The organism is Streptomyces sp. 1222.5 (assembly GCF_900105245.1).
GTDB lineage: Bacteria > Actinomycetota > Actinomycetes > Streptomycetales > Streptomycetaceae > Streptomyces > Streptomyces albidocamelliae.
On the sequence record NZ_FNSZ01000001.1, the window covers coordinates 3,426,361 to 3,449,557 of the forward strand.

Genomic DNA, 23,197 nt, shown 5'->3' on the forward strand with positions numbered 1-23,197 from the left:
GGCTCGAACGGCCGCTAGACGAACACGCTGACCAGTGCCGCCACCGCGAACCCCGCCACCGACAGCACCGACTCCAGGACCGTCCACGTCCTCAGCGTGTCGCGCTCGCTGATGCCGAAGTACTTGGCCACCATCCAGAAGCCGCCGTCGTTGACGTGCGAGGCGAAGATGGAGCCCGCGGAGATGGCCATGATGACGAGGGCGACGAAGGCCTGGGAGTGGTGGCCCTCCGTCAGGAGCGGCGCCACGATGCCCGCCGTGGTGACGATCGCGACCGTCGCCGAGCCCTGGGCGACCCGCAGCACGAGCGAGATCAGGTACGCCAGCACGATCACCGGCAGGCCCACGCCGTTGAACGTGTCGGAGAGCGCCTGGGCGACCCCGCTCGCCTTCAGCACGGCGCCGAAGACCCCGCCCGCGCCGACCACCAGCAGGATGTTGCCGACCGGCTTGAGGGACGAGGTCGACACCGACTCCAGGGACTTGCGGGACCAGCCGCGCCGGATGCCGAGCAGGTAGTAGGCGAGCAGCAGGGCGATGGTCAGGGCCACGAAGGGGTGGCCGAAGAACTCCAGCACCGAGCGGCCCGGGGAGGGGTCCAGCGCGATCGAGGAGAAGGTCGCGGCGAGGATCAGGATCAGGGGCGTACCGATGATGGCGAGGACCGTGCCGAGCGGTACCGGCTTCTCCCGCGGTTCCACGCCCTGCGCGCGCTGCTCGGCGAGGACGGCCCGCCTGGCCTCCTCGGCGGCCTCGACCATGTCCTGCGGTACGGCGACGAAGATGCGCCTGCCGACCCAGGCGGAGTAGGCCCACGCGGCGAGGACGGCCGGGACGCCGCAGACGACGCCCATGAGGATGACCCAGCCGAGCTGGACGTGCAGCAGTCCGGCGGCGGCGACCGGGCCGGGGTGCGGCGGCAGGAAGGCGTGGGTCATGGAGAGGCCCGCGAGCAGCGGCAGGCAGTAGAGCAGGATCGACTTGCCGCCGCGCTTGGCGGCCGCGTACACGAGCGGCGCCAGGACGAAGATCCCGACGTCGAAGAAGACCGGGATGCCGAAGATCAGGCCGGTCAGGCCCATGGCGAGCGGCGCGCGCCGCTCACCGAAGAGACTCAGCAGGCGGGAGGCCAGCACCTCGGCGCCGCCGCTGACTTCGAGGATCGCGCCGAGCATGGTGCCGAGGCCGATGATGATCGCGACGTGGCCGAGGATGCCGCCCATGCCGGACTCGATGGTGGAGACGGCGTCGGAGCGCTGGACGGTGCCGAAGAGTTCGGTGACCGAGAGGCCGGCGAGCAGACCGACGGCTATGGAGACGGCGAGGAGGGCGACGAAGGGCTGGAGCCGCACCTTGATGATCAGAAAGAGGAGCAGTGCTATGCCGATGGCGGCGACGGTGAGCAGTCCGGTGGTGCCGTCGAGGAGGAGGAGCAGGCCGCCGGTGTGGGGTGGTGCGGCAGGGGCGGCCGCGGCGAGCGGAAGGGGCATCGAGGGGGTCCTCTGGGTAAGTGCATCGTGCTTTCGGGCAGGGCGGATCGCGGCACGGCGCCCGGAAGGGTGCCGTGCCGTGCGGGACGTACGGGGGGTGCGGTGGCGTCAGCCGAGTACGGCGAGCGCGTCGATCTCGATGAGGAGCCCGGCCGGCAGACCGACGTAGACCGTCGTGCGGGCCGCGGGCGGCTGGGTGAGGCCCTGCTCCTCGAAGTAGGCGTTGTAGATCTCGTTCATCTCGGCGAAGTGGTCCACGTCGGTGAGGTAGACGCGGATCATCATCGCGTCGTCCCAGCTCGCGCCGCCCTCTTCGAGGATCGCCTTGACGTTGGCGAGGGTCTGCAGGGTCTGCTCGCGCAGGGTGGGGCCGGCCGGGGTGGGGGCCTTGCCGTCCTCGGCGGGCAGGAAGCCCACCTGGCCGGCGACCTGGAGGATGTTGCCCTTCTTCACGCCGTGGGAGAACTTCGCGGGCGGGGTGGTGTGGGTCTTCGGGGTGAGCGCGGTCTTTTCCGTCATGCGGGGTCCCTTACTGGTGTTCTGCCGGAGTACTCGCCGCTGATCGCGTCCGCGGTACGGCGCACCAGCGGGAGCAGGGTGAGGAGTTCCTCGGCGGTGACGACGACGTTCGGCGCGGACACCGACATCGCGGCGACCACCCGGCCGTCGGCGCCGCGGACGGGGGCCGCGACGCAGTTGATGGACTCCTCGTGGCCACCGAGGTCGGTGGCCCAGCCCTGTTCGCGCACCTGCTCCAACTCCCGTAGGAAGGCATATGCGTTGGGGGTGGAACGGGCCGTGTAGAGGGGGTAGTCGAGCGTGTCCGCGAGGGCGCGGCGCTCGGGTTCGGGCAGGTCGGCGAGGAGGAGCTTGGCGACGGCGGCGACCGTGATGGCCACCGGCTTCCCGATCCGCGAGTACATCCGTACGGGGTAGCGGCTCTCCACCTTGTCGATGTAGAGCACCTCGTTCTCCTCGTGGACGGCGAGGTGGACGGTGTGTCCGCACTGCTCGTTGAGGCGCACGAGGTGGGGATGGGCGATCTCGCGGATGTCGAGGTTCTCCATCGCCTCCTGGGCGAGGGCGAAGAGGCGGGCGCCGAGCCGGTAGCGCTGGTCGGACTGGCGGTAGACCAGGCCGTGCTCGTGCAGCGTGCGCAGCAGCCGTAGCGCCGTGGACTTGTGCACGCCGAGGCGGTCGGCGACCTGCCCGAGGTCGGCGGGGCCCTCGGCGAGCAGCGGCAGGATGCTCAGGGCGCGGTCGACGGTCTGACTCATGGGGTGATCGCCTCCTCATCGGCCTGTCCGGCGTGCGTCCAGCCGGGGCCGAGTCGAAGTCTCCCCCATGCCCCCGGGTCCACGGCCGCCAGGCGGTCGGCGTGCCCTCGGGAGGGGGGTGCGGCGAGGTCGCCGGGCGTGGTGAGGGCGGCGGCGGCGAAGAGGTGGCCGTACCGGAGGCGGGTGCGCAGGGGGAGCCCGCGGAGGGTGCCCGAGAGAAATCCGGCGGCGAAGGCGTCCCCGGCGCCGGTGGTCGCCACGACGTCGACGTGGAGGGCGGGCTCGAAGACGGGTCCGGGACCGGGTGGGGCGGGCAGCGGGGCCCGGGGTCCGGCGTCGCGGCCCTCGCGCGCGAACCCGGACGGCGGCCCCGACTCCGCGCCCACCTCCTCGCGTGCGAAAGCCGTCGCGCCGTGCGCCCCCTGCTTGACCACCAGCACGGCCGGTTCCGGCAGGGCCTCCCGGATCGCCTCCGGGCCGCCGGTGATCCCCCAGGCGTGCTCGGCCTCGTCGTCGCCGACGAAGACGAGGTCGGCGCCGCGCGCCAGTTCCAGCAGCACCCGCGGGCCGTCCGCGTCCGGCCACAGCGCCGGCCGGTGGTTGACGTCGAAGGAGACCAGCGGGCGGCCGGGCCGGCGTGCCGTCAGTTCCCGCGTCAGCTCCAGGCAGTCCTGGGAGAGGGCGGCCGTGATCCCGGACAGGTGCAGCACCCGTGCGGTCCGTACGGCGGTCGGGTCGACGTTGCCCACGGCCATGGCGGAGGCCGCCGAGCCGGCCCGGTAGTACGCCACCTCGTGCGCGTCGGTGGCCCGGTCGGCCGCCGTGCGGAAGTAGACGCCCGTGGGCCGGTGGGCGTCGCGGCGGACGGCGCCGACGTCGACGCCGTATCCGGCGATCCGCTCCACCAGGTGCTCTCCGAATCCGTCGGCGCCCACGCGGCTCACCCAGCGGGCCGGGTGCCCGGCGGCGGCCAGTACGCAGGCCACGTTGGACTCGGCGCCGCCGATGCCCCGCTCGAAGGAGGCCACGTCGGCGAGGCGCCCCGGCCGGGACGGCAGGAAGGTGACCATGGACTCGCCGAGCGCCACGACATCCACCACATCCACGGCGTCGGGGGTGGCGCGGGGGTGTCCGTCGGCGGTCACGATGGTGGGGCTCCTTGTCCGTGTCCCGGGGCGGCGGTTTCGTTGACCCGGTGTTCGCGAGATGTTAGACAGCAGTGAGCGACATACGCAATGGATGTTGCATAAAGTGCAACGCACCTGATCAGGAGGGGTTCATGGGCCGTCAGACCGGCACCGAAGCGCTCGCCGCCCTCGCAGAGGAACGCGTCGACCACCGCTTCAAGGGCCTCCCCCCGGAGGCCGACGGCCTCACCGTCGCCGAGCTGGCCGCCCAGCGCCGCAACCTCTTCCGCGCGGCGGACGGCTTCACCACCCCCGTCCTCGCCCTGTCCGCGGAGCGCCTGGAGCACAACCTGGCGCTGATGGAGACGTACACCGTCCGGCACGGCCTCGCCTTCGCCCCGCACGGCAAGACCTCCATGGCGCCGCAGCTCTTCCAGCGCCAGATCGAGCACGGCGCGTGGGGCATCACGCTGGCCGTCCCCCACCAGGTGCGCGTCGCGCGGGCGTTCGGCGTGCGGCGGATCTTCCTGGCCAACGAGCTGGTGGACGCCTCCGCCCTGCGCTGGATCGCCGCCGAACTGGCCGCCGACCCGGAGTTCCGCTTCGTCTGCTACGTCGACTCGGTGCGCGGGGTGGAGCTGATGGACGCGGCCCTGCGGGGCTCCGGCCGCCCGGTGGACGTGGTCGTGGAGCTGGGCGCGGGCGACGGCGCCCGGACCGGCGTCCGCACGGAGGCGGAGTGCCTGGCCGTCGCCGCGGCCGTGGCCGGCGCACCGACCCTGCGCCTGGTCGGGGTGGCGGGCTACGAGGGCGAGGTGCCCGAGGCCGACCCGCAGCGGGTGGCGGCCTACCTGCGGCGGCTGACGGCGCTCGCCGCCGAACTCGACAAGGCGGGCCGGTTCGCGGACGCGGAGGAGATCGTGGTGAGCGCGGGCGGCAGCGCCTGGTTCGACACCGTGGCCGAGGTCTTCGGCGAGGTGCCCGCACTCTCCCTGCCGGTACTGAAGCTGCTCCGCTCGGGCGCCTACGTCTCGCACGACGACGGGCACTACCGCAGGCTCACCCCGTTCGCCCGGGTCCCGGAGGAGGGCGCCCTGGAGCCCGCCTTCCGGCTGTGGGCCGAGGTCGTCTCCCGGCCGGCCCCCGGGCAGGCCTTCGCCAACGCGGGCAAGCGGGACGCGGCCTACGACCTGGACCTGCCCACCGCGCAGGTGCTCCGCCGGGACGGCGCCGAGCGGCCGGCCACCGGTGTCACGGTGACCGGTCTGTCCGACCAGCACACCTGGCTGCGCACCGGCCCGGAGGCGGACGTCGAGGTCGGGGACTGGATCGGCTTCGGCCTCTCCCACCCGTGCACGTCCTTCGACAAGTGGCAGCTGATCCCGGTGGCGGAGGCGGACGGCACGGTCGTCGACTACATCCGCACGTTCTTCTAGGAGGCCCCGTGGAGGACCTGGTCATCCGCGACGCGGACGTCGTCGACGGCAGCGGCGCGGACTCCTACCGCGCCGACGTCCTGATCGACGGCGGCCGGATCGTCTCGATCGTCAAGGAGGCGGCCGCGGCGGGCTGCCAACGCCCACGTGCCGTACGGGAGATGGACGCGGAGGGCCTGGTCCTCTCGCCGGGCTTCATCGACATGCACGCCCACTCCGACCTCGCCCTGCTGCGCGACCCCGACCACAGCGCCAAGGTCGCGCAGGGGGTCACGCTGGAGGTGCTCGGCCAGGACGGGCTGTCGTACGCGCCGGTGGACGACCGCACGCTGGCGGAGGTGCGGCGGGCGATCACCGGCTGGAACGGGTACGGCGACGACGTCGACTTCGACTGGCGCTCGGTCGGCGAGTACCTGGACCGGCTGGACCGCGGGTTCGACGGCCGCGGGATCGCTGTGAACGCGGCGTACCTGGTCCCCCAGGGCACGGTCCGGGCGCTCGCCGTCGGCTGGGAGGACCGCCCGGCCACACCCGGGGAGCTGGACCGGATGCGGCGGCTGGTCGCGGAGGGGCTGGAGCAGGGAGCGGTCGGCCTGTCCTCCGGGCTCACCTACACACCCGGGATGTACGCCGAGGACGCCGAACTGACCGAGCTGTGCCGGGTGGTGGCCGGGTGCGGCGGCTACTACTGCCCGCACCACCGTTCCTACGGCGCCGGCGCCCTGGAGGCCTACGCCGAGATGGTGGCCCTGACCCGGGAGGCCGGCTGCCCGCTGCATCTGGCGCACGCGACGATGAACTTCGGCGTGAACGAGGGCCGGGCGCCCGAGCTGCTGGCGCTGCTCGACCGGGCCCTGGACGCGGGCGCGGACATCACGCTGGACACCTACCCCTACACCCCCGGCTGCACCACGCTCGCCGCGCTGCTGCCCGGCTGGGTGAGCGAGGGCGGCCCGGAGGCGGTGCTGGCCCGGCTCACCGATCCGGCGACGGCCGAACGCATCCGGCACGAGCTGGAGGTGACCGGCTCGGACGGCTGCCACGGTGTGCCCGTGGAGTGGGAGACGATCGAGATCGCCGGGGTGACCGATCCGGCGCTCGGCGACCATGTGGGCCGCACGGTCCGCGAGTCGGCCGAGCTGCGCGGCGAGAGCCCGTGGACCACGGCCCACCGGCTGCTGGTCGGGGACCGGCTCGGCACGACGATCCTCCAGCACGTCGGCCACGAGGAGAACGTCCGCACGATCATGCGGCACCGGACCCACACCGGCGGCTCCGACGGCATCCTCCAGGGCGCCAAGCCGCACCCGCGCGCCTACGGCACCTTCCCGCGCTACCTCGGCCACTACGTACGGGAGTTGGGGGTGCTCACACTGGAGGAGTGCGTCGCCCGTCTCACCGGGCGGCCCGCGGCCCGGCTGCGCCTGCCGGACCGCGGTCTGGTGCGCGAGGGCTTCCGGGCCGACCTCGTGCTGTTCGACCCGCGGACGGTCGCGCCCGGTGCCACCTTCGCCGAGCCGCGGAGGCTGCCGGCCGGTGTCCCGCACGTCCTGATCGACGGCCGGTTCGCCGTCGAGGACGGCAAGCGGACGGACGTCCTGGCGGGGCGGGCGGTCCGCCGCACTCCGGCGTGACCGCCCGGCCCCGGCGGGCACGGCGCTACGGCATGGCTGTGGCCACGGCCATGTCTACGGCTTGGGCAGGGTGCAGCCGGCCGCGCTCAGGTCCAGCTTGTTGCCGGTCGTGAAGCAGGCCGGGATCAGGTAGGTCTCCTCGGCGTAGTTGATGCCCTGGCGGACGGTGACGTTGCCGTTGGCGTCGACCTCGCACGGGTTGTTCTCCGTGCAGCGCTGGCCGTCCTCGTTGCCGGTGTTGTTGACGGCGACGACCTTGCCGGTGTTCGTGTCGATCACCGGCGAGCCCGAGGTGCCGCCGATGGTGTTGCAGGACGAGGTGTAGCGGAGCGAGTCCTTCCAGGTCCAGTCGCCTTCCTTGAGCCGGTAGACGAACCCGTCGACGTTGCAGCTGTAGATCCGCTTCCAGTAGCCGGACACCACCTTGATGGGCGTGCCGGCGGTCGGGTGCGTGTCCTGCACGGTGAGCGGGCTGATGCCGTACGAGCTCTTGATCTTCGCGTAGGTGGTGGTGGTCCGGTAGATCGTGACGTCCGTGTCCGTCATGGTCGAGTAGACGACCTGGTTGGCGCGGAGCGTGGCGACCCTGGTGCCGGAGGAGTTCAGCAGGCCGAAGGAACGGCTGGAGGACTGGCCGGTGATGACCTCGCCGGGCGCGGGGAAGCCGGTCTCCAGGCAGTGGCCGTTGGTCATGACCAGCGCCGGGTCGGTGTCCGCGGAGTTGGGGAAGCGGATGACGGAACCGGAGCAGTTGCTGAGGGAGACGGTGCCGGCGAAGTTGACCGTCACCGCGGCGGCCTTGGCGGTGGGCTTCGCCGCGGTGTGCGGCGCGGCGACCGCCGGGGTCGCGCCCAGCCCGGCTATCGCCAGGGAGGACAACGCGGCAAGGAGAGGCTTGTTCATGTGGGGGTCCCCTCTTACGACGGAGGCGGCCGGAGCTCTTCCGGCCGCCCTTGCGTCTTTGTCATGCGCATTCTCAACGCATGGAGGGCCCTGGACAAGGATCCGCGTCAGGTCATAGGGGTTTCCCTGTGCGGGAGGGAGACCTCAACTCACCTTTCGCCGGGGCTTGGTGACCGCCGCGCCGAACGGGGCGAGCCCTTTCACGACGACGCGCGGCGCCCCGGGACGGCCCGTTCCGCGCGCCCCCCGCCGGCCGACGACGCCGAACAGTCCGAACCCCCTTACCTCGACGTCGATGTCGTCCGGTACGACGATGCCCGTCCCGCCCCACAGGGCCACCGCCCGGATCACGGTCTCCTGGGCGGCGAAGCGCGCCTCGGTCAGGTCCAGCCGGCCGCCGCCCCACAGGGACCGGGCGGCGAACCTGGCCGGAATCACCCACTCGCCCTCGCGCCGGAACCCACCGAACAGGCCCAGGGCGAAACGGGACGTGGGCGCCCGGTCCACCACCGGCGTGTCCCGGGGGCCCGGTTCGGGCAGCCCGCTCCCGGCGGACGAAAGCTCCCCCAGCGTCCGGGCGCCGTAGACCCCGCCGAGCCGCTCGTCCAACTCCGCGAGCTCCAGCCGCCCGTCCGCCACCGCCGCCCGCACCCGCTCGGCGACCCGCTCCCGCTCCTCGTCGGAGACGAGGACGCCGGCACCGGAGCCGTCACTGTCGGAGTGGGCGGGCGAGGGCGGGTGCTTCACGAGCGGCTCGGGCTGCGTGGAGTCGGGCACGCACCCAACTCTCGCACGGGATGCGGTGGATGCGTCGGCGCCCAGGCCAACTGAAAGTGATACGAAGGGCTTTGATGCGACCACACCGTCATCCGCCAGGGCGGCCGGGCCGGGTGACATGAGGAGCCGGCGGGGCCGAGGCGACGGCCGGCGCACCACCCTGGCGCCGCCCCGGCCGCAGCCGTACCGACGGCCGGGCGGGACGGCGCGGGCCCCTGTCGGACAGGGCGGCGGCACCCACGCCGCAGGCGCGAGCGCACCTGACCGCGGTCGGCCGGGAGGCGGCGCCTCGGCACCGGCATCGCACCCGAGCGGGAGGCAGGGACACCCCGAGGCCCCCGGCCGCAGCCCGTGGTAGCGGTCAGTGGGGGCCGCGGCCGTGGCCGTGGCCTCTGCCCGGGGGGTCGGGCCAGGACGTCGTCGGGGCCGGTGACGTGAGCGTGGGGGTGACGGAGGCCGTGGCGGGCGGGGGCGAGGCCGTCGTCGCCGAGGCGCTGCTCGTCCCGGCGCCGGGATCGGCCGTCGACGTACCGGCGGCCGAGGAGGTCGCCGCGCGGAGCGGGGAGGCCGGGGTGGACGGGCCCACGGCGGTCGGAGCCCCCGTCGGCGTCGTGGACGGAGCGCCGCTGTCCGTGCGGGTGCTCTCGGTGGCGTCGTCTGCGACACGTCCGCCGCCCGCGGGACGGGACCCGTCCGGGGACCCCGAGCCGCCCGACAGGCCGGCGATCGCCGCCACGGTTCCGGCCACTCCGAGCACTCCGGCGACGACCGCGACCCGGCGCCGGCCACCCCTGCGCCGCTGCTGCTCGCGCCGACGTCCGGCCCGCCCCTCGCCCGGTCCGCCCGGCTCGCGCTGCGCGGGCACGGCGGGCAGTTCGCGCGTGGCGTCGTAGGCGTTCTGCCAGCCATGGGCGGCGGCGGGATCGGCGTAGGCGTCGTACACGGGCGCGGGGGCCTCCTGAGGGAGGTACACGTTCGGCGGAACCTGTGGCTCGCCGACCGGTACCTGCCCGCCGTACGCCCCCGCCCCGTACTCGCGTTCGGTGGACATGACGCGGATTCTAGGGACGCAAGGGACCGCTGAGACAGCCGACGGCGATATCGGGGCAATTCTTCGTGTCTCACGTGGCGGATAACACCACCCATGAGCCGTTACCGGGCCGTAAGCTCACGGACATGCAGGTGATCCAGTCGACCAAGCTCGCCAACGTCTGTTACGAGATCCGGGGCCCGGTTCTCGAGGAGGCCATGCGGCTCGAGGCGGCGGGTCACCGCATCCTCAAGCTCAACACCGGCAACCCCGCGGCGTTCGGCTTCGAGTGCCCGCCGGAGATCCTGGAGGACATCCTCCGCAACGTCTCCACCGCGCACGGCTACGGCGACGCCAAGGGCCTGCTGGCCGCCCGCCGCGCGGTCGTGATGCACAACCAGACGCTCGGCATCGAGACGGACGTCGAGCACGTCTTCATCGGCAACGGCGTCTCCGAGCTGATCGTGATGGCCATGCAGGGCCTGCTGGACGACGGCGACGAAGTCCTCGTACCCGCCCCGGACTATCCCCTGTGGACGGCGGCCGTCTCCCTCTCCGGCGGCACCGCGGTGCACTACCGCTGCGACGAGCAGTCCGACTGGATGCCCGACCTCGCCGACATCGAGCGCAAGGTCACCGACCGCACCAAGGCGATCGTCATCATCAACCCGAACAACCCCACGGGCGCGGTCTACGACGAGGCCGTGCTCAAGGGACTGACGGACATCGCCCGCCGGCACAACCTCCTCGTCTGCTCCGACGAGATCTACGACAAGATCCTCTACGACGGCGCCACGCACACCCCGACCGCGAAGATCGCCCCGGATCTGCTCACCCTCACCTTCAACGGCATGTCGAAGGCGTACCGGGTGGCCGGCTACCGCGTCGGCTGGATGTCGATCTCCGGTCCGCGCGCGCACGCCGACTCCTACATCGAGGGTCTGACGATCCTGGCGAACATGCGACTGTGCGCCAACATGCCGGGCCAGCACGGAGTGGTCGCCGCGCTCAGCGGACGCCAGTCGATCAACGACCTGGTGCTGCCGGGCGGCCGGCTGAAGGAGCAGGTGGACACCGCCTACGAGCTGCTGACGCAGATCCCGGGCGTGAGCTGCGTACGACCGAAGGGCGCGCTGTACCTCTTCCCGCGCCTGGACCCGCAGGTCTTCAAGATCAAGGACGACCGCCGGATGGTCCTGGACCTGCTGCGCCAGGAAAAGATCATGGTCGTCCAGGGCACCGGCTTCAACTGGCCCGACCCGGACCACTTCCGCGTGGTGACCCTCCCGGCGGTCGGGGACCTGCGGGACGCGATGACCCGCATCGGCACCTTCCTGGACGGCTACAGCCAGCCGTAGCACACGGAGACCGGCGGACCGCACTCCGTGACCCGACTCAACTTTAGACGAAATCCAAGCTAAGATGGCTTCCTGTAAGCGCACAGGAGGCCATCACCCATGTACGAACCGATCCGCACCAAGTCGGTCCACAGCACGATGGCCGGCACCCCGTCCGACTTTCCCCACCGGTCGCGCGAGGAGGAGCTGGACATCCAGCTCGCCGGACACCTCGCCGCACTGCTCACGGTCACCGACGAACTGCGTGCCCTGACACCGTCCGCCGGCCTCGACACGGCCGCGGAGCGCCTGACCTGCGAGATCTCCCGGCTCCGGGGAGGACGCGCGCCGCTGCGCGCGACACCGGCCGCGGCCGGCGACCCCGCCGCCCTGCACCGGCGCGCACACGCCCTCGCCGGCCGCGCCCTCGTGGTCGCCGCCTCGCGGGCGGACACGGCGGCGGCGATCCTCTCGGCCGAGCGGATGGACGCGCACGCGGCCGCTCTGGCCGACCCGAAGGAGCTCACCGCGGCCCACTGACCCCGCCCACGGGGTCCCACGAACGGCCCCGGTCCGCGTGCACCCGCAGCGACGCGCGGACCGGGCGCCACAGATACGGCGCCACAGATACGCGTGCATTCGAGTGGTCCGCGCCACCCGCCTGCCCGGCAGATGACGACGGCCTCACGACTTCCTCGTAACGTCGGGCAGCGTGAAACACAGGCCATTGCTGGCAGGACTCTTCGGTGCGGCCGTGGTCGCCACGGGAGCGATCTCCTGGGCGGTCGCGTCCCGGTCGGACATGTTCCCGGAATCCAAGGCCCCCGCACCTGCGTACCAGGAAGCCGATTCCCTGCTACGGAAGGGCATTCAGCAGGACAAGAGCCACGATCCCGCAGGGGCTGCCCACTCCTACGCGCGCGTGCTCGAACTGCAACCGTGGAACAAGTACGCCTGGTACGACCTGGGATACGTCGCGCAGGAAGTCGGAAACACGGACGACGCGCGCCGGGCCTACGAAAGGGCCCTGACGATCGACCCGGCATTCTCGCCGGCTCTCTACAACGAGGCACTGCTCCTGAAGAAGTCCAAGCCCGACCAGGCCATGGCGCTTCAGGAACGTGCCATGGCCGCCGATCCGAAGTCGGCGGCCACAGCTCACTATCACATCGGGCTCATCTGGTCACGAAAAGGCCGTGACCGCCAAGCAGTGACGGAATTCCGCCGAGCCGTGGCGATCGACCCCTCGCTGCTCTCCCAAGTGCCGCGCGCGTACAAGGAATCCGTGAGCGAGCGCTGAACGAGGTGTGAGCGGGATCCGGGCTCGCCGGTGTCTCAGACGCCGGCGAGCTCTTTCGGGCTCAGCCGCTGGCGTGCGAGCTCGAGGTTCTTCCTCACGCGCTCGCGGTGTTCCTCGGGCAGCTTTCCGCTTTCCAGCAGGCGTTCACAACAGTTCTTCGACTCCTCGTACTCGCCCACCCAGTAGGCGGAGACCGCGAGTTCGTCCAGTGCCCCCCATTCGTACCAGCCGGACTCGACGAACAGGCCGTGTGCCGGCTGCGGGATGCGTACCGCCTGCCGCGCGTACATGTAGGCGAGAGGCCAACGCCGGCCGTTGAGACGGCACCAGCGCGCGAGGGCCGCCAAGGCCTCGGCGCGTGAGGGCAGGCACTCGTGGGCCCGCAGGTACCGGTCCATCACCTCGGCGGGCGGCCGGCCGAGGGTCTCCGCGGCCCGAGCGGCCGCGAGGTGGGCACAGAAGGTCTCGTGATCCCAGCCGTCCATGGCCGCACGGCGGTCGTAGGCCTCGATGGCCTTCTCCAGCTCACCCGCGTCGCGCCAGCTCTGGGCGAGGTAGAAGGCATACCGCTCGTTGCCCGGCTCCTCGGCCAGACCGCCCTCGAGGATCTTCGCGTCGCGCAGGTACTTGTCCCGCAGGCCCTCGTTCCGCTGCCGCCCCCCGCCGCCCAGGATGACCATCCGGGCGCCTTCGAGAGTGCCGAGGCTGAACGGCCCACCGCATTCCACGTACTCGTGCAGAACGCCGACGTACCGCCAGGGAAGCCGCGTCGAGACCAGGGCCGGGCGCCAGTAGACGCTGCTCCCGTAGTGGATGTCGACCCGGTAGGCGTCGAGGGTCAGATCGGGCATACGAAAACCGGGCTCCATCTCCATGACGTCGTCGGCGTCGATGAAGAACAGGAATTCGGCGCGGTCGCGGGCGAGTTCGATCGCCTCGGTCCGGCTGCCGTCGTATCCCTTCCAGGACCGTTCGTGCAGTTCGCCGGGCAGGTCGCGGTAGACGTCGCGGATGATGTCCTGGGTGCCGTCGGTGGAACCGGTGTCCACGATGACCCAGGTGTCGATCAGGGGCCGCACGGATTCCAGACAGCGCCGGATCACCGGAGCTTCGTCCTTGACAATCATGTTCAGACAGACCGTTGGTTTCATGGGTCCCATCCCACTCGGTGGCGGCATACAACCGAATCGGGACGGTATCCAGCTGTTTCGACCCATGCAAAGAGGCTGATCCGAGACACCGCCGGATGGCTCGTGCATTCGAGTGGTCTGAACGGCGCCGGAGCCTGCCGAAAGACATCACCTTCACCGTGGACTCGTAACGTCGAGGTCGATCATCCGAAAGAGAGCCCAACTCCACCCGTTCGCCAGCTTCCACGAAGAGTGACAAATGAAAAAATCGACCTTCTGGACAGGAATCGCGACCGCGGCGACGGTCGCCACCGGACTGACCGTCTGGGCGGTTCACTCCCCATCGGCGGGGCCGTCGGAATCCAAATCCGTCTCGGTCGCACGGGACACCAAGTCAGTCCCCAATTCAGTCCCCAAGTCAGTCACCAAGTCAGTCGACGTGCTTCTCCAGTCGGCCCTCAAGCGCCAGACGCATCAGGATTTCGTGGGCGCGGCCGAGGACTACCGGCGCATTCTGGAAGCCGATCCGAAGAACAAACAGGCCTGGTACGGCATCGGGGTCATCGACCAGGCGTACGGCAGGACGGCGGAGGCCCGCAAGGACTACGACAAGGCCCTCGAAACCGATCCGCGCTTCACGTCCGCTCTCTTCAGCGAGGCGTTCATGCTGAGATCGAGCGACCCCGACCGGGCGGTCGAACTCCTCAGGCGTGCCGCCGCCATCCAGCCGAAAGCGGCAACGGTCCAACTGCAACTGGGCCAGTTGCTGGCCGATCGGAACCGCGACGGCGAGGCCGAGCAAGCCTTCCGCCGTGCGGTCGCGGCCGATGGCCGTCTCCTCTCACGGGTCCCGGAGGAATTCCGCGACGCGGTGAGCCGCTGAGGGCAGAACTGCCCATGGGGCGCGGTGTGGTCGACATGCGAGCAGGTGCCCACGAGGCCGAAGCACCGGGGCACCTGGCGCTCAGTCGCGGCCGGGAGGAGCGGTCAGTCGTTGCCGCTCCTCCCTCATCGGCCGGTCACTGCCTCACGAAGTCCTGACACAGACCACGTAGGCGGTGATGTTGTTGGGGTTGTTGGCGGTGGTGGTGGCCGTCCACGAGGTCGGCGACGTCGTCGTGCTGCCGTCGGCGGGGAAGGTCTCGACGAGGTCACCGTTGGTGGCGAGGGCGCCGCCGCCGGTGGCGAAGTCGCCCTCGTCACAGGAAGCGGTCACCGAGCGCTGCCCGGTGGCGGTGTTCACGTAGGTGCCTGCGATCGTGCCCGTGGCACCCGTGGCACCGGTCGCGCCAGTGGCACCCGTGGCACCCGTGGCACCCACGGAACCGGAACCGCCAGGACCCGTCGGGCCCGTCGCACCCGTGGCACCGGTCGCGCCCGTGGCACCGGTCGCGCCGTTCTCGCAGTGGCAGGGCTTGCCCCCGTCTCCGTACTCGTCGTCGGAGCCGGTCGGACCCGGGCCGTACGCGTCGTCGGAGCCGGTCGCCCCGTACACCTCGTCGGAGTCGGTCTGACCCTGGCTGTACGCGTCGCGCTTCCAGTCGAGGGCGTCGACGGCGGCCCTGTCGATCGCGTCGGCGATGGCCGAGCTGAGGTCGTCGTGCGGGCTCTGCCGCTCCGCGACGGCGCCGGCGCTGTGCCGGTCCATCCCCTGGGCGGCGGCGACCGTGCCCGGCAGGACGTTGAGGGCGACGGTGAGCGCGCCGGTACCCACCATCATGGCGGACTTCAGGCGCGAATTACGAATCGTTCTGCGGCTCAAGAGAACCTTCCCTGGGAGTGAGCGGAGTACCGCGGACGGATGCGCCGGGGAGCGCCTTTCCGCATGCGTGTCTCGCAACGTCGTCCGCGGACGACTACAATGTGCACGCTTCGCTCACCGAGGAAAACGACTATCTGCGCGCCGTTTGGGAAGGATCACTCGGGTGGCGTTATTTCGAGACTCAAAGCGTCCAATCACGGAGTGTCCGCTTTCGCGCCAGGATTCTGTGAATTAGGGCCCGACCTCCAAAAGGGGAGCGTACGCCTTTCACTGAGTCGTCGTGACGTTCCGCCAGGCCGCCTTTCCCGAAGACGACAAGGGCCCCGCACACCATGGTGCGGGGCCCTTGTGCGTTCATGTCCGCGGCCGGTCGTGACGATCGCTGGTCAGGGCACATCCAAACCGGCCGCGGAGTTCGTGGTGGGCGTCAGCCCAGGCGCTCCACCAGAGCGCGGTACTGGTCCCACAGTTCCTTCGGGGTGTGGTCGCCGAAGGTGTTGAGGTGCTCGGGGACGAGCGCCGCCTCCTCGCGCCAGACCTCCTTGTCGACCGTCAGCAGGAAGTCGAGTTCGGCGTCGGCCAGTTCGAGGCCCTTGGTGTCGAGCGCCTCCTTGGTCGGCAGGACGCCGATCGGGGTCTCGACGCCCTCGGCCTTGCCGTCCAGGCGCTCCACGATCCACTTCAGGACACGGGAGTTCTCACCGAAGCCGGGCCAGACGAACTTGCCCTCGTCGTTCTTGCGGAACCAGTTGACGTAGTAGATCTTCGGGAGCTTGGACTGGTCCTTGCCCTTGGCGACGTCGACCCAGTGACCCATGTAGTCGCCCATGTTGTAGCCGCAGAACGGCAGCATGGCGAAGGGGTCCCGGCGCAGCTCGCCGACCTTGCCCTCGGCGGCGGCGGTCTTCTCGGAGGCCACGTTGGCGCCGAGGAAGACGCCGTGGTTCCAGTCGAAGGACTCGGTCACCAGCGGCACGGCACTGGCGCGCCGGCCGCCGAACAGGATCGCCGAGATCGGCACGCCCTTGGGGTCCTCCCACTCGGGCGCGATGATCGGGCACTGGGAGGCGGGGACGGTGAAGCGGGCGTTGGGGTGGGCGGCCGGAACCTCGGAGGCCGGCGTCCAGTCGTTGCCCTTCCAGTCGGTCAGGTGGGCCGGGGCCTCCTCGGTCATGCCCTCCCACCAGACGTCGCCGTCGTCGGTGAGCGCCACGTTGGTGAAGACCGCGTTGCCCCACAGGGTCTTCATCGCGTTGGCGTTGGTGTGCTCTCCGGTGCCGGGCGCGACGCCGAAGAAGCCGGCCTCCGGGTTGATCGCGTAGAGACGGCCGTCCTCGCCGAAGCGCATCCAGGCGATGTCGTCGCCGATGGTCTCCACGGTCCAGCCGGAGATCGTGGGCTCCAGCATGGCGAGGTTGGTCTTGCCGCACGCGGACGGGAAGGCGGCGGCCACGTACTTCGCCTCGCCCTGCGGCGGGGTCAGCTTCAGGACGAGCATGTGCTCGGCCAGCCAGCCCTCGTCACGCGCCATGACGGAGGCGATACGCAGCGCGTAGCACTTCTTGCCGAGCAGGGCGTTGCCGCCGTAGCCGGAGCCGAAGGACCAGATCTCGCGGTCCTCGGGGAAGTGCGAGATGTACTTGGTGGAGTTGCACGGCCACGGAACGTCCTGCTCACCCTGCTCCAGCGGCGCGCCGAGGGTGTGGACGGCCTTGACGAAGAAGCCCTCGTCGCCCAGCTCGTCGAGGACGGCCTGGCCCATGCGCGTCATCGTGCGCATGGACACGGCGACGTAGGCGGAGTCGGTGATCTCCACGCCGATCGCGGACAGCGGGGAGCCGAGGGGGCCCATGCAGAACGGGACGACGTACATCGTGCGGCCCCGCATCGAGCCCCGGAACAGGCCCTTCTCACCGGCGAAGATCTCCCGCATCTCGGCGGGGTCCTTCCAGTGGTTGGTGGGGCCCGCGTCCGCCTCCTTCTCGGAGCAGATGAAGGTCCGGTCCTCGACGCGCGCGACGTCGGTCGGGTCGGAGGCGGCGTAGTAGGAGTGCGGGCGCTTGACCGGGTCGAGCTTCTTGAAGGTGCCCCTCGCCACCAGCTCCTCGGCCAGTCGCTCGTACTCGGCCTCGGAGCCGTCGCACCAGACCACGCTGTCCGGCTGGGTCAGTTCGGCGATCTCGTTGACCCACGAGATCAGTTCCTGGTGGTTGGTGGGGACGACGGTGGGAGCCGCGATGTCGCGCGCCACGATTGCTCCTAAAAGAGGGATTTTTTGTCTTGTTCGCCCCGTGGGGGCCGCGACCCGGACGCTTCGTAGCTGCTCATCCGGTGCCGACCGCACTCATTTGATCATCCGATTCTAGTGCCCATCTGTCCAGAGGGCATCACAGGTGAGCGACGTGAGGAATCCCACGGTTTCCGCGGTTCTTTGCGTCCACGTTGGGTTCGACTGAAGGACTTTTTGCCTCGGGGCCTTCGACCGAGCGGCACTGAGCGACGACTTACGGCGGCGTAGGTACGATGCCGCCATGACTGCGTCCGCCTCCGACGCGCCCATGGACACGCCGGCCGACGGCCGCGGTCCCGTCGCGCTCTCCTTGCCGCATCCGGTCAAGCCCCGTCTGCGTGGCTGGCTGCACCTCGGCATGTTCCCGGCCGTGCTCATCGCGGGCCTCGTGCTCACCGCACTCGCCGACTCCACCAGAGGCCGCATCGGCTGCGGCATCTACGTCCTGACGGCCTGTCTCCTCTTCGGCGTCAGCGCGCTGTACCACCGGGGCAATTGGAGCCCGCGGATGGACGGTGTCCTGCGCCGCCTGGACCACGCCAACATCTTCCTGATCATCGCGGGCACCTACACCCCGCTGACGCTGCTGCTCCTGCCCGACAGCAAGGGCCAGTGGCTGCTCTGGGGCATCTGGGCCGCCGCGGCCGCCGGCATCGTCTTCCGGGTCTTCTGGGTAGGCGCCCCGCGCTGGCTCTACACGCCCTGCTACATCGCCATGGGCTGGGCTGCCGTCTTCTTCCTGCCCGACTTCCTCCGGACCGGCGGCATCGCCGTCCTGGTCCTGGTGATCGTCGGCGGTCTGCTCTACAGCGTCGGCGGCGTCGTCTACGGCATCAAGCGGCCGAACCCGTCACCGCGCTGGTTCGGTTTCCACGAGGTCTTCCACTCCCTCACCCTCGCGGCATTCGTCGTCCACTACGTCGGCATCTCGCTGGTGGCCTACCAGCACGCGTAGCCGCCGGCCGCGCCGCTCATCCGAACAGGGGAATGCGGAACGTCGCAGCGGGTCGCGGCCGGGGCCCGCCCGGCCGCGCCGCTATGGCTGTCCGCATGACGCTTATCGCCCCTCCGGCTCAGGACACCAGCGACGTTCCCGATCCGGGCGCGGAGCACCGCCGCTGGATCACACCGGTCGGCCTGTGGCTCTGGCCGTCGATGGTCACGCTGATCGTCGGAACGTACCGCATCGGCCAACCGCTGATGGGACGCGACGAGTTGTCGAGCTGGGACGCGTCCGGCCGAAGCGCCGGACAAGTGCTGGCCACGGTGCGGCACGTGGACGCGGTGCTCGGTACGTACTATCTGCTCCTCCATGGCTGGAGGACGCTGTTCGGTGACTCGGCCACCTCCCTGCGCCTGCCCTCCGCCCTGGCCATGGCCGGTGCCGCCGTCTGCGTGGCGCTGCTCGGGCAACGGCTGTTCGGCCACCGCGCAGGGCTGGCCGGCGGCCTGCTGTTCGCCCTGATCCCCGGAGTGAGCCGGTTCGCACACGAGGCGCGTCCCTACGGCTTGGTGATGCTGGCCGTGGCGCTCGCCGCGCTCCTGCTGCTCCGGGCCCTGGAGCGCCCGGGCAGCCCGTGGCGGTGGACCGGGTACGCCCTCGGGCTGGTGGCCGTGGGACTGTTCCACCTTCTGGCGCTCACCTGCGTGATCGGGCACCTGGCTCTCGTGATCATGCGGGCGCGGCGCGAACGCCGGGCGTGGCTGGGCTTCGGCCTGGCGGTCCCGCTGGCCGTCGTCTGTGTGTCACCGGTGGTGCTGCTCGGCAGGGCTCAGACCGTCCGGCAGATCTACTGGATCGCCGAGCCGGGCGCCTCGGGTCTGATCGACGTCTGGTCGCAACTGTTCTACTCCGGCCTGTGCGCCGGAACGGTGCTGCTGCTGGCGCTGGTGGCGTGCCGGGAGCACCGTACGGCCGTCGTCTTCTGCGCCGTGTCCGCGGTGGCACCCGTCCTGCTGGTCTGGGCGCTCTCCCACGGGCACATCTCGTACTTCTACTTCCGGTACATGCTCTTCACCCTGCCCGCGTTCGCCGTTCTCTCCGGGGCGGGACTCGCCGCCGCGGCCCGGTCCCGCCGGGTGCTCGTGTCGGCCCTGGCAGTCCTCGCCGTGCTCACGGCGCCCGATCAGCGGTCACTGAGGGAGCCGCTCGGGCACTACTGGGGAGGCGGCCCCGACTTCGCGGCGGCCGCGCGGACCATCGAGAGGTACTACGTCCCCGGCGACGCGATCGTCTTCGACAGGACGCAGGAGGAGGCGCTCTCCCTGGGCGTCGGCTACTACCTGCCGCGGAATCTGAGACTGCGCGACGTCTTCCTCGCCGAGTCGCCCGTCCAGCGCGACGACTTGGCGGCCGTCCAGTGCCCGAAGCCCGCCGCCTGCCTCCGCGCCGGCGAGAAGCGGGTCTGGCTCGTGGTGAGCGGGAACGCGGCTGACCCGATGAACGGGCTGCCCGCCGACCAGTCGGCGGCGCTGCGCGCCCATTACACGGCGTACGGAGCGGACCGCCCCAGCGGCCTGACCGTGGCGCTCCTGGTGCGCTCCGCGTAGCGGCGGCAGCCGACGCGGCGCGCTTCGCCCGTCCGGCGCGGGTCGCCCTCTAAGGTGTCCGACGCCGGACACAGGGGGTGGAAACTCCCATAGTCGGGCGTATCGACTCGAAGGCGGGCGCAGATGACCACCGTCGGACAACAGCCGGACCGGACCTCGGGGGCGACGGCCGAACAGGCAACCGTCCCCGGGCAACGACCGCCGGGGCAACTCCGACGCGTCGCCGGTACGATCACCCGTCGCGTCCGGCCCTTCGACGTCGCCGTCGCCGCGTTCTTCCTGCTCGCCGCCCATCTCCGTCGCGCGCCTCCACAACCCGTTCTTCACCACCGTCCAGGGATTCCCCGACGGGGTGAACCTGATGGCGATCGGCCCGCAGCAGAGGGCCGAGGCCGACCTGTCGTACTGGAGGGCGGGTGTCGTCGTGCTGGCGCCCGGGTTCAACGCTCCGCCTCTCTACCAGACCCTGAGACAGCTCCTGGGCCGGGACGGCACCCTGACCGGCGGCGCCTGGGTGTGGGACGTGGACGACGGCACGTCCGCCACCCGGCGCCCCGGAAGGTGACGACCCCGGGCCGTCCGTTCCTTCGGCCCCCGGCAGGGCGTGTCTGCGTACCCGTGGCGTTCACCGGCGTATAGGTTCGCGAACGATCAGCCATGACAGCGCGATGCGTCCCGCTCGCCATCGTCCTGAGCACGCTCAGCGGGCCCGCGCCGATCACCGGCGTCTGCCGGCGCGGCGCCTCGGGGAGCCACCTCGGCGATCGCATGGAAACAGACCCACCCCACGGCCTTGTCCCCTCGCGGGGCTCAGGAGATCTCGATGGCAGTCACCGCGCCTCTTCCCTCGCCCCGCGATGAGATCCAGAGGGCGGAAACGGCCGAATCCGGAGGTCGCCCGACAGGGCCCTGGCTGTGGCTGGTGCCGTTCGTCCTCACGGCCGGCGTGACCGGCTTCGGCCTGACCGACTCCCTGCTGGGCAGGGACGAGCTGGTCACCTGGGACATGGTGAACCGCGGCACGGGGCGGATCCTCGCCACTCTCCAGAACGTGGACGCCGTCCACGGGACGTACTACCTGCTGATGCACGCGTGGGTCGGACTCTTCGGCGACTCCACCGTCTCCCTGCGGCTCCCTTCGCTTCTCGCCGTGGCCGGAGCCGCGTCGGTCGTCGCCCTCCTTGGCAACCGGCTCTTCGGGAGCCGGGCCGGACTGACCGCCGGAACCCTCTTCTCGCTGCTGCCCGCGGTGAGCCGCTACGGCCAGGAGGCCCGCAGCTACGCCTGGGTCGTGCTCGCCGTCGCCCTGGCGACACTACTGCTGCTGCGGGCCCTGGACGCCCCGCGCAGCCCCTGGCGATGGGCCGCCTACGCACTCGCGCTGCCCGGCGTCGGACTTCTGCACCTGATCGCGCTGTCGGTCGTACCCGCCCACGTGATGCTGATCGTCGGCCACGCGCGGCGCGACCGCTCCCTGTGGTGGAAACCCGCCCTCGCCCTGCTGCCCGTCGCCGCCTGCATCACCCCGCTCGTCCTCCTCGGCCGGTCCCAGGTCCAGCGCCAGCTGTACTGGGTGCCGAAGCCCGACGGATGGGCGCTCCTCTCCGTCTGGCAGGAGGTCTTCGCCTCCGCACTGACCGCGGGAGCGCTGATCACCCTGGCCGTGCTGGCCCGCTCGCCCCGCAGGACCCCGCTCCTGGTGTGCGCCGTCTGGGCCCTCGTCCCCCCCGTCCTCGTCTGGCTGAACTCCCATGGCGACGTCTCCTACTTCCGCCACGTCTACCTGCTCTTCACCCTCCCGGCCTGGACCCTTCTCGCCGGAGCCGGTCTCACCGCGGCCTGTCGATCCTGGAAGGCCGCCACAGCGGTCCTTGTGGCGCTGGCGGTCCTCACGGTGCCCGACCAGGCACGTATGCGGCAGCCCTTCGAGCACGACGCGCCCGTCCCCCTCGACTACGCCGCCGCGGCCGATGTGGTCCGACAGCACCACCAGGCCGGCGACGCGGTGGTCTACGACCGCGAGAACACCTGGAAGCTCGACGGCGGAGTCCGGTACTACCTGCCCCGCGGCTTGAGGATGCGCGATGTCTTCCTCTCGGAAGCCCCCGGGGCGATCGACCAGTTGTACACGCTCGACTGCCCCGCGCCCGCCCTGTGCCTCAAGGGCGAGCAGCGCGTCTGGCTGCTGACCCAGGGCAACGACCCGGACCCGCTGACCGCGATCAACCAGGGGCAGGCCGACGCCCTGCGGGCGCGGTACCGCACGTCCTGGAGCCAGCCGGTGACGGGGATGACCGTCACCCTGCTCGTGCGCAGAGCCACCGAGCAGCCGCCCGGCTCCCGCGGCCCCGCGCGGTGAAAACCCGTTCGGGTCCGCGGTGCACGCCGTGCCATCCTGACGACGTGAACGGAACCGAGATCCGCGTCGAAGTCGCCTCCGAGCTCCACCTGTTCGTCCCGCCGGCCCGCCGCGTCGGCGCCACGGCCCTGGCCACGGACGGCGTCTCGACCCTCGGCCATGTCGTCGAGTCCCTCGGGGTTCCGCTCACCGAGGTCGGCACGCTCCTCGTCGACGGGCGCGAGGTGCCGACCTCGCACATCCCGAAGGCCGGCGAGCGGATCGCGGTCCGCCCGGTGGCCCGCCCGCAAGAGGTGCCCGGCGCCCCGCTCCGCTTCCTGCTCGACGTGCACCTCGGCACCCTGGCCCGCCGTCTGCGCCTGCTCGGCGTCGACACGGCCTACGAGTCCACCGACATCGGCGACCCCGCGCTCGCCGCCCGCTCGGCGGCCGAGCGGCGGGTCATGCTCAGCCGCGACCGGGGCCTGCTGCGCCGCCGCGAGCTGTGGGCCGGCGCCTTCGTCTACAGCACCCGCCCCGACGACCAGCTCCACGACGTCCTCGACCGCTTCGCACCCGACCTGCGCCCGTGGACCCGCTGCACCGCCTGCAACGGCACGCTGCGGCAGGCCACCAAGGAAGAGGTCGCCGACCAGCTCAAGGGCGGCACGCAACGCTCGTACGACGTCTTCGCCCAGTGCACCGCGTGCGGTCGCGCCTACTGGAAGGGCGCGCACCACGAGCAGCTCGAAGCCATCGTGGAACGCGCCCTGACCCGGTTCGGCGGCGGAACCTGACGCCCTTCGGCGCCTGACC

At 71.1% G+C, this 23,197-nt stretch carries 21 protein-coding genes; 11 read left to right on the forward strand and 10 right to left on the reverse strand.

Translation table 11 applies throughout. The features are described 5' to 3' along the window. Nucleotides 1-14: 14 nt before the first annotated feature. The 4 genes from BLW57_RS15295 to BLW57_RS15310 all read right to left on the reverse strand — a co-directional run bounded on the left by BLW57_RS15295 (nt 15) and on the right by BLW57_RS15310 (nt 3,912). Nucleotides 15-1,490, reverse strand: coding sequence for a GntP family permease (locus tag BLW57_RS15295; RefSeq protein WP_093475106.1), 1,476 nt, complete (start codon nt 1,488-1,490; stop codon nt 15-17). Nucleotides 1,491-1,598: 108 nt separating this feature from the next. Beyond that, nucleotides 1,599-2,009: a RidA family protein gene (locus tag BLW57_RS15300; protein ID WP_093475107.1), complete on the reverse strand. Its 411-nt coding sequence runs from the start codon at nt 2,007-2,009 to the stop codon at nt 1,599-1,601. After that, the gene (locus BLW57_RS15305) at nt 2,006-2,767 is read right to left on the reverse strand and encodes an IclR family transcriptional regulator (protein WP_093475109.1); all 762 of its coding nucleotides are present in this window, start codon (nt 2,765-2,767) and stop codon (nt 2,006-2,008) included. Before BLW57_RS15305 ends, BLW57_RS15300 begins: the two co-directional genes overlap by 4 nt. After that, nucleotides 2,764-3,912 carry a sugar kinase gene (locus tag BLW57_RS15310; protein ID WP_093475110.1) on the reverse strand — a complete coding sequence of 383 codons (1,149 nt, stop codon included), beginning with the start codon at nt 3,910-3,912 and terminating at the stop codon, nt 2,764-2,766. Before BLW57_RS15310 ends, BLW57_RS15305 begins: the two co-directional genes overlap by 4 nt. A gap of 134 nt (nt 3,913-4,046) precedes the next feature. On the opposite strand from BLW57_RS15310, the gene BLW57_RS15315 reads away from it, so the two are divergent. Both BLW57_RS15315 and BLW57_RS15320 read left to right on the forward strand, forming a co-directional pair. Further along, a complete protein-coding gene (locus tag BLW57_RS15315) occupies nt 4,047-5,330 on the forward strand; it encodes an amino acid deaminase (RefSeq protein ID WP_093475112.1) in 1,284 nt (427 codons plus the stop codon). Between the two features lie 8 nt (nt 5,331-5,338). After that, on the forward strand, nt 5,339-6,964 hold the full coding sequence (locus tag BLW57_RS15320; RefSeq protein WP_093475113.1) for an N-acyl-D-amino-acid deacylase family protein: 1,626 nt from the start codon (nt 5,339-5,341) through the stop codon (nt 6,962-6,964). Nucleotides 6,965-7,018: 54 nt separating this feature from the next. On the opposite strand, the gene BLW57_RS15325 is transcribed toward BLW57_RS15320, so the two are convergent. From BLW57_RS15325 to BLW57_RS15335, 3 genes are all read right to left on the reverse strand, one after another. Then, nucleotides 7,019-7,867, reverse strand: a complete 849-nt coding sequence (locus BLW57_RS15325) for a trypsin-like serine peptidase (protein WP_093475115.1) — start codon at nt 7,865-7,867, stop codon at nt 7,019-7,021. A gap of 144 nt (nt 7,868-8,011) precedes the next feature. Then, nucleotides 8,012-8,644: a DUF1707 SHOCT-like domain-containing protein gene (locus tag BLW57_RS15330; RefSeq protein WP_256339487.1), complete on the reverse strand. Its 633-nt coding sequence runs from the start codon at nt 8,642-8,644 to the stop codon at nt 8,012-8,014. Between the two features lie 361 nt (nt 8,645-9,005). Further along, nucleotides 9,006-9,695 carry a hypothetical protein gene (locus BLW57_RS15335; protein ID WP_256339488.1) on the reverse strand — a complete coding sequence of 230 codons (690 nt, stop codon included), beginning with the start codon at nt 9,693-9,695 and terminating at the stop codon, nt 9,006-9,008. A 125-nt stretch (nt 9,696-9,820) separates the two neighbouring features. Here BLW57_RS15335 and BLW57_RS15340 point away from each other — a divergent pair, with 125 nt between their 5' ends. From BLW57_RS15340 to BLW57_RS15350, 3 genes are all read left to right on the forward strand, one after another. After that, complete coding sequence (locus BLW57_RS15340) at nt 9,821-11,032, forward strand: pyridoxal phosphate-dependent aminotransferase (RefSeq protein ID WP_093475118.1); 1,212 nt, start codon at nt 9,821-9,823, stop codon at nt 11,030-11,032. Nucleotides 11,033-11,131: 99 nt separating this feature from the next. Further along, nucleotides 11,132-11,551 carry an SCO4983 family protein gene (locus BLW57_RS15345; RefSeq protein WP_093475119.1) on the forward strand — a complete coding sequence of 140 codons (420 nt, stop codon included), beginning with the start codon at nt 11,132-11,134 and terminating at the stop codon, nt 11,549-11,551. A gap of 172 nt (nt 11,552-11,723) precedes the next feature. Then, entirely contained in the window at nt 11,724-12,311 is a 588-nt protein-coding gene (locus BLW57_RS15350; protein ID WP_143051607.1) for a tetratricopeptide repeat protein, read from the forward strand. 35 nt (nt 12,312-12,346) lie between these two features. Here the strand turns inward: BLW57_RS15350 and BLW57_RS15355 are convergent, their stop codons facing one another. Then, nucleotides 12,347-13,438, reverse strand: a complete 1,092-nt coding sequence (locus BLW57_RS15355) for a glycosyltransferase (RefSeq protein WP_176985592.1) — start codon at nt 13,436-13,438, stop codon at nt 12,347-12,349. A 262-nt stretch (nt 13,439-13,700) separates the two neighbouring features. Here BLW57_RS15355 and BLW57_RS15360 point away from each other — a divergent pair, with 262 nt between their 5' ends. After that, nucleotides 13,701-14,324 carry a tetratricopeptide repeat protein gene (locus BLW57_RS15360; protein WP_093475124.1) on the forward strand — a complete coding sequence of 208 codons (624 nt, stop codon included), beginning with the start codon at nt 13,701-13,703 and terminating at the stop codon, nt 14,322-14,324. Between the two features lie 144 nt (nt 14,325-14,468). Here the strand turns inward: BLW57_RS15360 and BLW57_RS41390 are convergent, their stop codons facing one another. Both BLW57_RS41390 and BLW57_RS15370 read right to left on the reverse strand, forming a co-directional pair. Next, the gene (locus BLW57_RS41390) at nt 14,469-15,203 is read right to left on the reverse strand and encodes a hypothetical protein (RefSeq protein WP_176985593.1); all 735 of its coding nucleotides are present in this window, start codon (nt 15,201-15,203) and stop codon (nt 14,469-14,471) included. Between the two features lie 427 nt (nt 15,204-15,630). Continuing rightward, nucleotides 15,631-17,454 carry a phosphoenolpyruvate carboxykinase (GTP) gene (locus BLW57_RS15370; RefSeq protein ID WP_093475127.1) on the reverse strand — a complete coding sequence of 608 codons (1,824 nt, stop codon included), beginning with the start codon at nt 17,452-17,454 and terminating at the stop codon, nt 15,631-15,633. Between the two features lie 280 nt (nt 17,455-17,734). Between BLW57_RS15370 and BLW57_RS15375 the strand changes: the two genes are divergently transcribed. The 5 genes from BLW57_RS15375 to BLW57_RS15395 all read left to right on the forward strand — a co-directional run bounded on the left by BLW57_RS15375 (nt 17,735) and on the right by BLW57_RS15395 (nt 23,178). Next, on the forward strand, nt 17,735-18,448 hold the full coding sequence (locus tag BLW57_RS15375; RefSeq protein WP_093475128.1) for a PAQR family membrane homeostasis protein TrhA: 714 nt from the start codon (nt 17,735-17,737) through the stop codon (nt 18,446-18,448). A 95-nt stretch (nt 18,449-18,543) separates the two neighbouring features. Beyond that, on the forward strand, nt 18,544-20,043 hold the full coding sequence (locus tag BLW57_RS15380) for a glycosyltransferase family 39 protein (RefSeq protein WP_176985594.1): 1,500 nt from the start codon (nt 18,544-18,546) through the stop codon (nt 20,041-20,043). Nucleotides 20,044-20,395: 352 nt separating this feature from the next. Continuing rightward, nucleotides 20,396-20,608 carry a hypothetical protein gene (locus BLW57_RS15385; protein ID WP_093475131.1) on the forward strand — a complete coding sequence of 71 codons (213 nt, stop codon included), beginning with the start codon at nt 20,396-20,398 and terminating at the stop codon, nt 20,606-20,608. A gap of 357 nt (nt 20,609-20,965) precedes the next feature. Further along, nucleotides 20,966-22,402: a glycosyltransferase family 39 protein gene (locus tag BLW57_RS15390; protein WP_176985595.1), complete on the forward strand. Its 1,437-nt coding sequence runs from the start codon at nt 20,966-20,968 to the stop codon at nt 22,400-22,402. Between the two features lie 44 nt (nt 22,403-22,446). Continuing rightward, nucleotides 22,447-23,178: a Mut7-C RNAse domain-containing protein gene (locus BLW57_RS15395; RefSeq protein ID WP_093475134.1), complete on the forward strand. Its 732-nt coding sequence runs from the start codon at nt 22,447-22,449 to the stop codon at nt 23,176-23,178. Nucleotides 23,179-23,197: the final 19 nt, after the last annotated feature.

Excerpts from the sequence above, each read along its gene's own strand:
- BLW57_RS15295 (WP_093475106.1), bottom strand. The coding sequence starts at position 1,490 with ATGCCCCTTCCGCTCGCCGCGGCCGCCCCTGCCGCACCACCCCACACC.
- BLW57_RS15300 (WP_093475107.1), bottom strand. The coding sequence starts at position 2,009 with ATGACGGAAAAGACCGCGCTCACCCCGAAGACCCACACCACCCCGCCC.
- BLW57_RS15305 (WP_093475109.1), bottom strand. The coding sequence starts at position 2,767 with ATGAGTCAGACCGTCGACCGCGCCCTGAGCATCCTGCCGCTGCTCGCC.
- BLW57_RS15315 (WP_093475112.1), top strand. The coding sequence starts at position 4,047 with ATGGGCCGTCAGACCGGCACCGAAGCGCTCGCCGCCCTCGCAGAGGAA.
- BLW57_RS15325 (WP_093475115.1), bottom strand. The coding sequence starts at position 7,867 with ATGAACAAGCCTCTCCTTGCCGCGTTGTCCTCCCTGGCGATAGCCGGG.
- BLW57_RS15335 (WP_256339488.1), bottom strand. The coding sequence starts at position 9,695 with ATGTCCACCGAACGCGAGTACGGGGCGGGGGCGTACGGCGGGCAGGTA.
- BLW57_RS15340 (WP_093475118.1), top strand. The coding sequence starts at position 9,821 with ATGCAGGTGATCCAGTCGACCAAGCTCGCCAACGTCTGTTACGAGATC.
- BLW57_RS15345 (WP_093475119.1), top strand. The coding sequence starts at position 11,132 with ATGTACGAACCGATCCGCACCAAGTCGGTCCACAGCACGATGGCCGGC.
- BLW57_RS15355 (WP_176985592.1), bottom strand. The coding sequence starts at position 13,438 with ATGATTGTCAAGGACGAAGCTCCGGTGATCCGGCGCTGTCTGGAATCC.
- BLW57_RS15360 (WP_093475124.1), top strand. The coding sequence starts at position 13,701 with ATGAAAAAATCGACCTTCTGGACAGGAATCGCGACCGCGGCGACGGTC.
- BLW57_RS15375 (WP_093475128.1), top strand. The coding sequence starts at position 17,735 with ATGACTGCGTCCGCCTCCGACGCGCCCATGGACACGCCGGCCGACGGC.
- BLW57_RS15380 (WP_176985594.1), top strand. The coding sequence starts at position 18,544 with ATGACGCTTATCGCCCCTCCGGCTCAGGACACCAGCGACGTTCCCGAT.